We start from the raw sequence: 13,712 nt of genomic DNA, 5'->3' as shown, positions 1-13,712 counted from the left end.
CATTGTCTAGGTCTCCAGATCTAGTCGTTCAGTGGCGCGCGCACAACACGCACGGTACCGGCCGGGATGTCGAGGATGTCGGTGACGGGTTCGCCGGTGATGAGCTCGACGCCTGAGATGCCCTGATGGGTGATTGTGCCCATCGAGTGATTGATGATGAAAATGAAGTCTGCCTCCGTCGATCGACGCACGACGAGCTCGCCACCCGCAGCCGCGAGCTCGGTAGCGAGGCTCACCCCCGCCTCTGTGGCGACTCGCAGCATCAGTCGAGCGAAAGACGGGGCGTCGAGAGCGGTGCCCGCGTACCATGCCGAGCCGAACCGGGTGACCGCCGGCAGGCCGGCGAGTGGTCCCTCGGTGTATCGCGACACGGCGCTTGCACCGCGGAGAGTGATCCACTCAGACCAGAGCTCCCCGAGCGAGCCGTCATCGAGAGCGGCCGTCTCGTCGCCACGCAGAGGAAAGAACTCCTCGGTCGAGATACCGAGAACGTCTCGAAGTGCCCCGGGATACCCGCCGAGCCGTACTCGATTGTCTTCGTCAACGATTCCGCTGAAGAAGGTCACGAGGAGATTGCCCCCACGGCTCACATACTGTTCGATCGCTGCGGCATCGCCGTCGCTCATGAGGAACAGAGACGGGACCACGACGAGACGATAGTCCGTCAGATCGGCTCCGGGAGCCACGAAATCGACGGTCGCGCCGATGGCCCGGAGCGCAGCGTACGCGCGGTGAGCCTGCTCGAGGTATCGCACGTCCTTCGACGGATGGTTGTCGAGGTCGGTCGCCCACCAGGCGTCCCAACCGAAGACGATCGCAACGTCTGCCACAACACGTGACCCGGCGACCTCCCGTACCGATCCCAGCACGTGCCCCAGTTCGGTCACTTCTCGCCAGACCTTGGTGTCGGTTCCGGCGTGAGGGAGCATCGCGGAGTGAAATTGCTCGGACCCCTGCGTCGACGCTCGCCACTGGAAGAACGCGATGCCGTCCGCTCCTCGCGCGAGGTGGGTGAGGGATGTGCGCACCAACTCGCCCGGCGCCTTCGCGATGTTGCGGGGCTGCCAGTTCACAGCGCTGGTCGACTGTTCCATGAGCAGCCAGGGTTGCCCACCCGCAATTCCTCGGGTGAGGTCATCCGAGAACGACAGTTCGGCAACGGGGTCGGCCAGGCGGTGGTCGAGGTAGTGGTCGTTGGCGACAACGTCGACGTACTTCGCGTACTCCCAGTAATCCTGAGTCCGAATGTGCGCGGTGATCATGAAGTTGGTCGTGACCGGCGCGGAACTATGGGTGCGGATCAGATCGGCTTCTGCCCGGTAATAGTCGAGGATCTCGTCAGAGCTGAATCGTAAGAAGTCCAACTCTTGAGTCGGATTGGTCGTCGACAGCGTCGCCCGCGGGGGCAGCACCTCGTCGAAGCTCCCGTAGTTCTGACTCCAAAACGTCGTGCCCCACGCCGCATTCAGCGCGTCGACGGTGACGTAGCGCTCGCGGAGCCACCGACGAAAAGCGAGCGCTGATGTGTCGCAGTAGCACAGCGCGTTGTGGCAGCCGAGTTCGTTGGAGACGTGCCACAGCCGTACCGCCGGGTGATTTCCATAGCGTTCGGCGGTGGCCGCGACGAGGCGAAGCGCGTATGTGCGGAATACGGGCGAACTAGGGCACCAGGCTTGGCGCCCGCCTGGCCATCGCGTTGTGCCGTCTTTCACGCTGGGAAGAATTTCCGGGTGCAACGTCGTGAGCCACGGCGGCGGCGACGATGTGCCGGTTCCCAGGTTCACGCCGATGCCATTGGCGTGCAGCATGTCGATCACGGAGTCGAGCTGATCGAAGTCGAAGACGCCCGGCGACTTCTCCACCAGTGCCCAGCCGAAGACGTTGATAGCGACCAACGTCACCCCGAGTTCGCGCATCAGGCGCACGTCGTCGAACCACACGGTGGGGTCCCACTGCTCGGGGTTGTAGTCGCAGCCGAACTCGATACCGACCGAACGGAATTCGGGATGTTCGCGGACTGCTCCAGCGTCGGCATCGCTCTGGATGTCGCTCTTTGCGCCAGGCATCAGCACCCCGATCGTCATTGGTCGTAGCGAAATGGGAACGTTCCCAGATAGCAGAAAAAAGAAAATTCACCGGAATTTCTGTGAACGATCCCAGATTAGCCAGACTCGGCGGCTCGCGTCAAATATCGGTGGGAAATCGCCCGCTAGGGTGAAGTATGCCCAACGACGATCGGCGGCCTCGACGGGCGACCATTCACGACGTGGTCTCGGAGTCCGGGGTCTCGCGCGGAACGGTTTCTCGCGTGCTGAACGACGAGCGATACGTCTCGGCGGAGGCTCGCATCGCCGTGGAGGCCGCGGTGGCCAAGGTCGGGTACGTGCGAAATACCGCGGCTCGCAACCTCAAGTCGCAGCGTTCCCGTGCCATCGGCCTGGTCGTGCACGAGCCCCACTCCGTGTTTCTGGAAGACCCCAATATCGGCGCGATCCTCTTGGGCACCAACACCGTGCTCTCGGAGGCGGACTACCAGCTCGTGTCGCTGGTGGTCGATTCCGATCGCGATAGTGCGCGCGTCGCTGAGTACCTCAGCGGGGGCTTCGTTGACGGGGTCGTCATCATCTCGGCCCGAGCCGCCGATCCCATCGCGCGAGCGGTAGCGAAGCTCGGCATACCGGCGGCATTCGTCGGTCACCCGCCGGAAATCTCGGGGATCCCCTGGGTCGGAATCGACAACCGTGCCGCCGCCCGAGCGATCACCGCGCGACTCATCGCTACCGGGCGCCGGCGGGTCGGGATGATCGTCAGCGCTCTCGACCGTGACTCCGGACGGGACCGCTTGGCCGGCTTCAGAGACGCCCTGGGAGATGCGTTCGATCCCGGGCTCGTCGTCGATTACCCGTTGTACGCCTATCGGTCGGGGTCAGACGGTATGGCCGAACTGCTTCGCCGCTCACCAGACATCGACGGGGTGTTCGCCGCGTCAGACGCGATCGCCGCAGGCGCTATGGATTGGCTGCGGGGCACGAACAAGGCAGTCCCGCTCGACATCGGAGTGGTCGGCTTCGACGACAGCGCGTGGGCACTGCGCTGCCAGCCTCTGCTGTCGACGGTGCGGCAACCGGCGGATGAACTCGGACGTCGAGCCGCAGAAAGCGTGCTCAGCCAGATCCAGGGTGCAGTTCCCGGCGAGGGCGGCATCATGTTGGACACGGCGATCGTGTGGCGAGATTCGGCGTAGGTCGCCGCACTCCCTGAGGTCTCTGGATCAGTGGGCACTTGGCGCCGGTGGCGGACTCCCTCTGTCGCCCCGCGTTACTGCTTCTCGGTGTCCTCGTCGACCCAGTCGAATGAGCGGGTGACCGCTTTCTTCCAGAGTCGCAGTCTCCGTGCGCGTTCGTCCGCCTCCATCGACGGAACCCAGCGCTTCTTCTCCTGCCATTTGTCGCGAAGTTCGTCGAGGTCGCTCCAGAACTTCACGGCCAGTCCCGCGGCGTAGGCGGCGCCGAGTGCGGTCGTTTCGGCAACTCGCGGGCGAACGACGGGAACCCCGATGAGGTCGGCCTGGAACTGCATGAGCAGCTCGTTCGCGATCATCCCTCCATCGACCTTCAGCTCGACGATATTCTCGCCCATGTCGTGGTTGACCGCCTCCAGCACTTCCTGTGTTTGGAAGGCGGTTGCTTCGATCGCGGCGCGGGCAAGATGAGCCTTGGTCGCAAATCGCGTCATGCCCACGATTGCCCCGCGGGCATCGGGGCGCCAATACGGGGCGAACAGGCCGGAGAACGCGGGGACGAAGTAGATACCCCCGTTGTCGGGCACCGATCGGGCGAGACTTTCCACCTCGTCCGCTGAATGGATGATGCCGAGGTTGTCGCGAAGCCATTGCACCAGCGAGCCGGTGACCGCAATCGAACCCTCGAGCGCATAGCGGGGCTGCGCATCCCCCAGCTTGTACGCCACGGTGGTCAGCAGACCATTTTTTGACGGGATGATCTGCTCGCCGGTGTTCACGATGAGGAAGTTGCCGGTGCCGTAGGTGTTCTTCGACTGCCCCTTGTCGAATGCCGCCTGGCCGAAAGTAGCCGCCTGCTGGTCGCCGAGTATGCCGGCGACCGGGACCTCTCTCAGCAGGCTGTGGGTGGATGCATAGCCGTAGATCTCGGACGAACTGCGGATGTCGGGCAGCATCGACCGCGGGATTGCGAAGTCGGAGAGGATTTCGTCGTCCCAGTCGAGGGTGACCAGGTCCATGAGCAGTGTGCGCGACGCGTTCGTGACGTCGGTGACGTGGACTCCCCCGTCGGGGCCGCCGGTCAGATTCCACAGGACCCAGCTGTCGGTGGTGCCGAACATCAGGTCGCCGGCCTCTGCCGCCTCTCTGGCACCGTCGACGTTCTCGAGGATCCAGACGATTTTGGTGCCGGCGAAGTAGGTTGCGAGGGGAAGCCCGACGCGACTCTTGTATCGATCAACGTCACCAGCAGCGAGCCGATCGACGATGGATTGGGTTCGCGTGTCTTGCCAGACGATCGCGTTGTAGATCGGTGCTCCGGTCGATCGGTTCCACACCACAGCGGTCTCGCGCTGGTTGGTGATCCCGATTGCTTTCACATCGTGTCGGGTGACATTGGCCTTCGACAAGGCCTGGCCGATCACCTCGCGGGTATTGTCCCAAATCTCCATCGGGTCGTGCTCGACCCAGCCGGCTCGCGGAAGGATCTGACGGTGCTCGAGTTGGCCCGTGGCGACGATCGACCCGGAATGGTCGAACAGGATCGCTCTGGTACTGGTCGTGCCCTGATCGATGGAGAGGATGTATTCGGACATGTCTACCTCATTGTGACGTGACTGCATTGTTGCGTGAATGCATTGCGACGTGACTGTCGGAGGGCCCGATTCGGGCCCTCCGACAGGATGTTCGCTACTTGATGTACGTGAGCGTGTTGGTCACAGACACGACCGTTGCCACGGACGCCATGATGAAGCCGGCGATATACGGGTTGTGCGTCGCACGGAAGATCTTGCGACTGATAACCGCCGCGGTGGCGAGGAACACGATGACCGGGAACAGCCAGATCGAGAAGATCCCACCGAAGCCGGGGATGAGCTCACCGGAGACCGCGAACACCGTGTACTGCGCGATGACGAGAACCAGCGGGGCAAGGATGTTGAACACGGCAAGCACTGCCGTGTTGATCCACTCTTTGCCTCGGATGGTGAACCGGTTGAAGCTGTTGATCGCTACGGAGTTCGCAATGTAGTAGACGAGGAACAGCGGGAGGTACATCAGCGCAATGCCGATCTTGTCCGGCCCGAACGTGGGGATCGCAAGAACCCAGAGGCGGAAGTCGGTGTTGAACAGCCACCCGACGACGAACACGATTCCGAACGCTGCGATGACCACAATCAGACCCAGCAGGATTCCGAGCCAGAATTTCTTCCAGCCGGGCAGGATGCCCGACTCGCGAAGGCTCATCCCGTTGCGCTTGCCGAAGAGCTGGTACGACACGATCATCACGATGAGGGCGAAGATGCCGTTGATCGCCGACCAGAGCCCGATGAAGAACACTGCGCCCTGCGGGATCACCGGCGGAGCGCCGATGAAGTACACGAGGGACAGCGGCGTGAAGTTGCTCAGGAAGAGGTAGCTGACGCCGGAGAACACTGCGGATACTGCCAGTGCGCCCCAGAACCAGGCGTGACCCTTTCTGTCGCGGACGGTGAGCACAGCGGGCTCCGTGATGCGAAGCCCCGCGAAGGGACGAACAGTGAGCAACGCACGAGTGAAGGCCAGGAGGAAGATCGCGAAGCCGACGAGGCCAAGCGCGTTGAAGAACTCCTTGAGCTGCCAGATCTGCGAGCCGACCGGGATTGGGTTCGGGGTGCCGAGCGACTTGTTGAAGAAGGTCAGTACGTTGGTGACCTCCTGCTTGGAGAACGGGCCCCAGGGGTGAGTCTGCGGCGGGTTGTCGATGACGCGGATTGCGCTCGCGCCGTCGACATCCTTCGTGTAGAAGTGGTACGACTTGCGCTCAGAGCCCGACGGGTTCGCCCCGAAGTTCAGGAACGACTGCGCGTTCGGCGTGCCGATGTACTCCCCCGGCGTGGTGATGGCTTTTCCGGTCTTGTCGTAGCTGCGGAAGAAGAACTCATCGAACTGGTCCGCCTGCACGCCGACGTCGCGCGAGCCGTAGTAGTTGATGAACTTGCCGGTCTTGAGGTCGGCGTAGATCGGGTCGTTGTCGACCAGGTAGACGGACTTGATCAGCTGCGTGTCGGCAGCGTCATCCAGCGGGATCGACCAGTTGGCGGCACGCGCGCCGTTGGAGTGGCCGCTGATGCCGATCTTCGAGGTGTCGACATACGGCAACGTCGCGATCTCTTTCACCGCGTCGTACATTCCGGTCCCGGCAACCGCCTCGTTGCCCTCCTTCATGTAGGAGGAGCTTCCGTGGCCGTACATGTCGATGGACATGACCACGTACCCGCGACGAGCAAGCTCCACGTAGTTGGAGTCCTGCATTTCCTTTTCGTTCCACCAGCCGTGCGCGAGCACGATCGCCGGACGCTTGTGCGTCGCGTCCGCTCCCGCTGGCTTGAGCAAAAGAGCGCTGATCGTGCCGCCGCTAGCTCCGGGGAACGTGAGCTTCGTGACACTCACCGCGCCGCCCGCGCTCTGCGTGATAGACGCTCCCAACGCCGATACGAGGCAGAGTACGAGAGAGAGGACCAGCCAGAAGGCATTCCTCCTGAAGAATCTTTGTTTCATTGGTGTCCCTACTCCTTTGTTGGGTGGACGATCTTTTGCTGTGTGGACGATGACTCGGGTGGAGCGAACTGATTCAATCTGCGCGGCTGGATGACGCGCAAGGCTGGTGAACATACGTGCAGACCTTTCGACAGAAAGGTGCACAACCGACATTTCTTGGCGCGCAATAGCTAACGCCTGGGAATGTGCCGCACAGATGCGCAGCTCGGTGGCGAAGCTTAGGCGGGGTGCTGCTCCTGCTGTTCGAGCGTCATTCCGTGGGAAAAAGTCAGAGTCTCTACCGTCTGGAGAATCTCGTCGGCCCGGCGGAGTTCGTCCCAGCCCAGAGCATCTCCGACAATCTCGCTCAGTTCGGCGAGCAATTCTACGGTTACGCCGCCGGTGAACGCGTGATTCGTGCGTCGCAGCACAAGGTCTAGCAAGCGCACGACGTGCTCTTCGCGAGCAAGATGAGTGATTTCCGCACGGCTGTAGGATGCATCGTTCACCAACGGCTCATCGCGCACTTCAGCGATCGCATCGATGAGCTCTGCGGCACGGGTGCCATAGCGCGTGAGCAGCTGGTCGGCTCGCGCCCGGGACATGGCGTCCCGATGCGCTTCGACCCAGCGGGTGCGCGCGTCAGGAGTGCGGGGAAAGTCCCGTCCGCCTCCGATTGCGAGGTTGACAGTCGATACCGTGCGCGAGACCCCGAGTTTCGCCAGCACGGCGGCCGAGAGCTGCTCCCCGAGGGCTCGAAATGTCGTCCACTTGCCTCCGACGAGACTCAGCGCGTGCACGTCAGGCAGCGCCGGCATCGCGGTCTCGACGATCCGGTAGTCACGCGAGACGAAGCCCGGTTGAGTGTCCTCGTGCGCAGGCAGCGGCCGAATTCCCGAGAAGCGATAGACGATCTGGGTCCGGTCCAGCGTGATCGTGGGAAAGACGTGCGAAACGAGGTTGAAGAAGTAGTCGACCTCCTCTTCGGTGCACAGGGCTGGCTCTCGCGGATCGGCTTCCAGATCGGTCGTCCCGACCATCACGCGTCCCTTGATGGGCTGGATGAGCACGATGCGGCCGTCGTCGTTCTCGAAGAAGATCTCGCGTCCCCCCGTTGCCGCGAGAAGCTCATCGTTGTCGAGAACGATATGCGAGCCCTTCGTGCCCCCCATCAGGCGACTGCTCTTCTTGCCGAGAGCTTCGTTCGTGAGGTCGGTCCACGGTCCTGACGCGTTTACGAGCACCTTGGCAGTGAACGGAAATTCGATGCCGGTCTCTGCATCGCGCAGCACGATCGCGCCGCCTTCCGCCCGCACCGCTTCCACGTAGTTCGCCGCGCGAACCGGACCGGCCGCCAGACCATCTGCGAGCACGTCGAGGCCGAGTCGTTCGGGCTCGTTGACCGATGCGTCGTAGTAGGTCGCGGTGTATTTCACCCGCGAGTTCAGTCGGGGCAGGTCGCGAAGCGACCGCTTCCGCGCATGGAAGACGTGGCGCGGAACCGCACCGCCGTCGCGCGAGAACGAGTCATAGATCGACAGGCCGACCTTGATCAGGAACGCGCCTCGCTCTTTCGGCGCCCCAGACTTGTGGGTGAGAAAGCGCAACGGCGCGGAAAGGAGACCGCCAAAGGTCGAGTAGATCGGAATCGTGGTCTGCAGCGGACGCACGTAGTGGGGAGCCGTGCGCAACAGGCCGTTGCGCTCGTGTACGGATTCGCTCACCAGGCGGAATTCGCCGTTCTCGAGGTAGCGCACACCGCCGTGGATCATGTGAGACGAAGCGCTGGATGCTCCGGACAGGAAGTCACCGCGTTCGACGAGAGCGACGTCGACACCTTGAAGCGCGAGGTCGCGAAAAGTAGAGAGCCCGTTGATTCCACCGCCGACGATGAGAACGTCTGCTGACGGTCGAAGACGAAGTTCTGCGACCTCGGCTCTCAGCTTTTTCCCGCTCGGGTCGACTGTGCGAGCCATGATCGTTCCTCTTCCGCTTAGAGCGAGCAGGATTTTCTCCTGCCATTGCGATAGCAAGTCTGAGTGGCGCGTTACATTTGGTCAATGCCATTGAACAAACGTGCAACCGCTTCTCTCAGCGGCGCGACGAAATCGCCGGCCGCCTCGACGGCGTCTACCGAGGAACACCCGCCGAAGATGGTCGATGCTCTGCGGGCGGCTCAGCTTTATTACCTCCAAGACCTCACCATGGAGGCGATAGCGCACGAGTTGAGAACGTCGCGGTCATCCGTTTCTCGCTTGCTCAGTCATGCTCGAGCGACCGGCCTGGTGGAGATCCACGTCACCTCCCCGCTCGATCGTTCGGATCAGATCGCACGCCGGCTGCACGACCGATTCGGCATCACCCCGCACGTCGTCCCCGTCGGCAGCAACACCAGCGATGTCGATCGGTTGGAACGGGTGGCGCTCTCTGCCGCGCGTCTACTCACTCGCTTTATCGATTCGAACATGATCATCGGCGTCGCGTGGGGATCCACCGTGAGTGCGATCAGCCGACACCTGAGCATGAAGGAGACGTCGAATACCCAAGTCGTGCAACTGAACGGGGCCGGCAATACCGAGACGACGGGTATCGACTACTCGAGTGAGATTCTCCAGAGATTTGGAAGCGCATTCGGCGCGAAGGTCCAACAGTTTCCCGTCCCCGCCTTCTTCGATAGAGCGTCGACGAAAGAGGCGCTCTGGCACGAGCGCTCGACCATCCGAGTTCTCGAGATGCAACGCCGAATGGATGTCGCGCTCTTCGGCCTTGGCACTCCCTTTGCCGAGGTGCCGAGTCGCGTATACATCGGTGGATACCTCGACGACGCGGATTTCTCCGCTCTGAGCGCGTCGAACGTGGTCGGCGACGTCGCCACCGTGTTCTACCGACAGGACGGAACGACCGACAACATCCCTATGAACGACCGTGCAAGCGGGCCATCGTTCTCGGTGCTGCGAAGGGCGTCACGACGGGTGTGCGTCGTCTCCGGCACGTCGAAGATCCCCGCGCTCACCGGGGCCCTCGCCGCGGGTCTCATCACCGACCTGATCATCGATGAAGATACCGGCCGCGCATTGCTGGGCTACGAGCCGAGCTAGGCCCTCGCGCAGAAGACGCGGAGGCCGGTCAGCTGAAGTCTGAGTCGGGGGCGGTCGAGTAGACCGTTCCCGGTTCGATCAAGACGCGGCGTCGCCCGCTTCCGAGCAGGCCCCCGCTCTCTTCCAGGTAGCACTGACCGCAGAGGGACTCGTAGGTCACGGCTCCCTCGTCGATCGCCACCTGATCGCCGTCGAAGATGAACTGCTCGCCGATGCGCCGGGCGTTGAACACCGCTTTGCGACCGCAGCGGCAGATCGTCTTCAGCTCCTCGAGCGAATGGGCGATCTCCAACAGTCGACGGCTGCCAGGGAAGGCGACGGTCTGGAAATCGGTACGGATGCCATAGGCCATCACCGGCACCGGCTCGATGATCGCAATCCGCAGCAGATCATCCACCTGTTGCTCGGTAAGAAACTGCGCCTCATCGACGAGAAAGCAGCTCACGTCGAGGCCGGTACGTTCCCGCACCAGCGCGCGCTCGAACTCGAACCGTGAGTAGACGTCGTCGCCTGGCGCGATTACGAAATCGACCGGGCGGCTCACGCCGAGTCGGGAGACGATAGCGCTGTCGCCCTTGGTGTCTATCTGTGGCTTCGCGAGAAGCACGATCTGCCCGCGCTCCTCGTAGTTGTAGGCGGCCTGGAGCATCGCCGTACTCTTGCCACTGTTCATCGCGCCGTAGCGGAAGTAGAGCTTCGCCATTACTGCAGGTATCCGTCCTCGGCGGCGCGACGGATGAGATCCGCCTTCTTGCTCGCCGGCCTGTTCGCCTTCGAATATTTTTCTCGCACCCGGCGGAGATAGGTCTTCGCTGTCTCGTATTGCACATTCATCCGGGTTGCGACCTCCACCGTACTCAGCCCTGATACATAGAGGGTGAAAGCCTCCGCTTCACCGGCGCTCAGCTTGGGACGTTGGTGGGTCACCGCTCCGACGGGAAGGGGCCTCCAGTCCCGCTGCAGGTGCTCCCCCGCCGCCACTCCCATGACGGCTCTCGCTGACGCCATCACTTCGCGCATAGGTACCGACTTGGAGAGAAAAGCGGACGCCCCCGCGTCAAGGGCGCGTGCGCGGGCCTCTCGGGTATCCAGGCTGCTTAACACCATTACTTTCGCGCCCGCGGCCCGACAGGTACGAACCCGCGCTTCGATCGAGACCGGCTCCGTGAGCTGGAAATCCAGAAACACCAGGTCGGTCGGGAAGTTGTCGCTGTGCACCAACTGCGACCAGGTGTGCGCGCTCAGCACCAGCTGGAAGTCTGGGGCGTTGGAATTGATCCAGCTGCTCAGGCTGTCGAGCAGCACCTCGTGGTCATCGAGAATCGCGAGCCTCACCGCCTGCGCGGATCGAGCGGCAGCCGCCGAACTAGTGCTGCTCATACGAAAACCTTATCCGTAAGCTTGGGGGGTCGAAGTCCATCTCGACCTCGTCGAAAGCGCTGCGCAAGAGGGCCAGGTAGGGCACGAACGTCGACCTGGGATAGGTATTGGCTTCCACTCGCGCGGCCACGTCCACTCGACACAGATCGCCATCGGCCGAAATGATGATGTCGAGATCGTCGCGGGTGAAACCCTGCTGATCTCGAAGCGCGGAGATCAGCGCTCTCATGGCGGTGCGCTGCTCGACGAACATGTGCGCGGCGAGACGGTCGGGATCACGGATGACCGCGGCAGCGGCACCGGAACGCCCGGGCCCCTCGCCCCCTGCCGTCTCGATCATCACCTCGAGCCAACTGCGATCCACTTCCGCCACCATGATGGAGCGGATGGACTGAGCGATCTCCCGCGCTCGGTCGCGATCGGCGTCCGTCACCGTTCCGGCGGCGAGAATCCGACTGAAGAACGGGATCACCTCCCGGTCGAGCGTGGTGATCCGGTCATTCCGCACCGACGTCGCAATGCCACTGCGCAGTTGATCCACGATTTCCCCGTTCGACTCTGCAACGTCCTGCTGCCAGCGCAGTAGTTGGCGGGTCACCCCGAGCGAATAGGCGGACCCGGCGAAGCATAAGGCGAGCACGGGCGTGACCTGCGCCAGCACGGCGACGATGGCAGGCACATCCCGCGGATAGTCTCCAGCCTCGACGAGCACGAGAAATCCGAGAAACAGCGAAGCCACCGCGCCGGAGCAGATGAGCTCCCGCGCGGGACGGAACGGTCCGAGGACCAGCAACAACCCGCCCACCGCGATCGGTCCCCAGCTCTGCCAGCCGAGTACGGGGACCCCCCAGGTCGACACCTCGGCGAGCACCGCGGCACAGAGCAGCACTCCCAGCGTGACCAGATGCCGCCCCTGCCGCAACGGCGCGCGATACGGACTGACGGACACCGCTGCCAACCCGACGCCCACTGCGAGCGTGACCAGAGCCGCGATCGCAACCAGGGGAAAGCGAATGCGGTCCCCGACCGCCAATGTCGCAATCGCACAGTAGCCAAGGAGACATAACAGCAGGACGACCGAGATGCTCGCGACCCCGGTGGTGCCGATGGGATCGAGCTGCTGGCGCGTTCGCTCTGGTGCACTCACCGCCCCACCGCCGAACCGTTCGACTCACTGGCGACCGGGACGCGGATCATGATCGAGGTGCCACGACCTGGAGTCGACCACACCTGCACGTTCCCGCCGACCGCCTCCATCCGGCTGCGCACCGACTGACGGATGCCCAAGCGGTCCGACCCAGCCTCCGCCTCCACGAAGCCACGACCGGCATCGATGACCATGACCGAGACCTCGTCGTCGAGTGCATAGACCACAACCTCTGCGGATCGAGTGCCGGAATGGCGCAGCACGTTCACAAGGCACTGCTTCACCGCTAACGCGAGCGCCTGCGCTGAGCTCCGCCGCAGTCGCGCGACGGCGTCGAGATCACCGGTGGCGTCCACCTCCAGCCCCTGCTTGCGTGACTCGGCGATGGCGGCGAACAGGGGACTCTGCTGCCAGGCGGCCGTGGCCGGGCCACCGGCATCCGTCGTCACATCATCGAGCCACTCGTCGCCCTGCAGCACTGCCAGATCGGTCGCGATCTGCGTGAGAAGCTGCGGATTGGCGACCGGGTCGGTCGACCCCGCGAGGGCGGCCAAGTGACTGAGCACGGTGTCGTGCATGAGAGCCGCCGCGCGAACCTCCATGCGATAGCGCAGCAGCGCAACCTGTTCCTCGCGAGTGGCGCGATGCAACCGGGGCTGCGCCGTGGTGAACGGGCTGCGCAGCGCCAGGTTGAGCAGTTGGATGAGGAGGATTGCCGCCAACGCGACCACGGTGGCGCTGTCGAAGCGAAGATCACGATCTGTGCCGATGGCCACCGCGGCGACTACCAGCTGCGAGATCGCGTAGCCCAGCAGCTCCCAGAGAACCCGAGCGAGCAGGCCGGCACCGGGGCCGCCGACCACCAGCAGCGCGATCGCCGGGAGCGCGAGGCTGAAGTCATCTCGGCCCAGCACGCCCGCGACCGCGAAGGTCACGATGTAGACGGCGAGTCCGAGTGCACCAACCGCCAACGCCAGGATGCTGGAGCCGACGGTGGCGCGACGAGCGGCGTACAACAGGGTGGCGATCGAGGCTATGGGAGCGACCATCGCCGGCCAGAGCGCGCTGCCGGGTTCGATCGACTGGTAGCCGACCGCCACGAGGACTGCCGAGACCAGACAGGTGATGCCGACCGCGTGTGTAGCGCGCAGCGTGACGGAGTCTTCGGAGCGGGGAATGAGGTGGGCTGGCAGGCCGAGCGACATCGCTTCCCCCTCCCCTGATCGATTTTCAGTATGTCAGCGCACGCCGGTTGCGTGTACCCCACGTTCTGGGCCCAAGGCGCGCGCATTCGGGGCGACCTGACCCGGTTTGTGCCCCAATCGGCGAA

The 13,712-nt window shown here is 63.5% G+C and carries 10 protein-coding genes; 2 read left to right on the top strand and 8 right to left on the bottom strand.

What is annotated here, in order from left to right:
• Positions 1 to 20: 20 nt before the first annotated feature.
• Positions 21 to 2,084, bottom strand: a complete 2,064-nt coding sequence (locus IV501_RS14170; RefSeq protein ID WP_234698630.1) for a beta-galactosidase — start codon at positions 2,082 to 2,084, stop codon at positions 21 to 23.
• 137 nt (positions 2,085 to 2,221) lie between these two features.
• On the opposite strand from IV501_RS14170, the gene IV501_RS14165 reads away from it, so the two are divergent.
• Complete coding sequence (locus tag IV501_RS14165) at positions 2,222 to 3,244, top strand: LacI family DNA-binding transcriptional regulator (RefSeq protein WP_200557025.1); 1,023 nt, start codon at positions 2,222 to 2,224, stop codon at positions 3,242 to 3,244.
• 74 nt (positions 3,245 to 3,318) lie between these two features.
• On the opposite strand, the gene glpK is transcribed toward IV501_RS14165, so the two are convergent.
• From glpK to IV501_RS14150, 3 genes are all read right to left on the bottom strand, one after another.
• Positions 3,319 to 4,836 (bottom strand): glycerol kinase GlpK, encoded by a 1,518-nt coding sequence (gene glpK / locus IV501_RS14160; RefSeq protein WP_200557024.1) that lies wholly within the window; start codon positions 4,834 to 4,836, stop codon positions 3,319 to 3,321.
• A 94-nt stretch (positions 4,837 to 4,930) separates the two neighbouring features.
• Positions 4,931 to 6,778: an alpha/beta hydrolase family protein gene (locus IV501_RS14155; RefSeq protein ID WP_200557023.1), complete on the bottom strand. Its 1,848-nt coding sequence runs from the start codon at positions 6,776 to 6,778 to the stop codon at positions 4,931 to 4,933.
• 218 nt (positions 6,779 to 6,996) lie between these two features.
• Entirely contained in the window at positions 6,997 to 8,733 is a 1,737-nt protein-coding gene (locus tag IV501_RS14150; protein ID WP_200557022.1) for a glycerol-3-phosphate dehydrogenase/oxidase, read from the bottom strand.
• A 177-nt stretch (positions 8,734 to 8,910) separates the two neighbouring features.
• Here IV501_RS14150 and IV501_RS14145 point away from each other — a divergent pair, with 177 nt between their 5' ends.
• Positions 8,911 to 9,855, top strand: coding sequence for a sugar-binding transcriptional regulator (locus IV501_RS14145; RefSeq protein WP_200557123.1), 945 nt, complete (start codon positions 8,911 to 8,913; stop codon positions 9,853 to 9,855).
• Positions 9,856 to 9,883: 28 nt separating this feature from the next.
• On the opposite strand, the gene IV501_RS14140 is transcribed toward IV501_RS14145, so the two are convergent.
• From IV501_RS14140 to IV501_RS14125, 4 genes are read right to left on the bottom strand one after another with little or no spacing between them, the layout of a single operon-like run.
• On the bottom strand, positions 9,884 to 10,558 hold the full coding sequence (locus IV501_RS14140) for a thymidine kinase (RefSeq protein WP_200557021.1): 675 nt from the start codon (positions 10,556 to 10,558) through the stop codon (positions 9,884 to 9,886).
• Positions 10,558 to 11,235, bottom strand: coding sequence for a DNA-binding response regulator (locus tag IV501_RS14135; protein ID WP_200557020.1), 678 nt, complete (start codon positions 11,233 to 11,235; stop codon positions 10,558 to 10,560). The genes IV501_RS14140 and IV501_RS14135 overlap by 1 nt, the downstream gene beginning before the upstream one ends.
• On the bottom strand, positions 11,222 to 12,382 hold the full coding sequence (locus IV501_RS14130; RefSeq protein WP_200557019.1) for a hypothetical protein: 1,161 nt from the start codon (positions 12,380 to 12,382) through the stop codon (positions 11,222 to 11,224). The genes IV501_RS14135 and IV501_RS14130 overlap by 14 nt, the downstream gene beginning before the upstream one ends.
• A complete protein-coding gene (locus IV501_RS14125; protein WP_200557018.1) occupies positions 12,379 to 13,587 on the bottom strand; it encodes a sensor histidine kinase in 1,209 nt (402 codons plus the stop codon). The genes IV501_RS14130 and IV501_RS14125 overlap by 4 nt, the downstream gene beginning before the upstream one ends.
• Between the last annotated feature and the right edge of the window lie 125 nt (positions 13,588 to 13,712).

It is taken from the genome of Lacisediminihabitans changchengi (genome assembly GCF_016634425.1).
GTDB lineage: Bacteria > Actinomycetota > Actinomycetes > Actinomycetales > Microbacteriaceae > Lacisediminihabitans > Lacisediminihabitans changchengi.
This window is presented reverse-complemented; position numbering and strand designations above follow the sequence as displayed.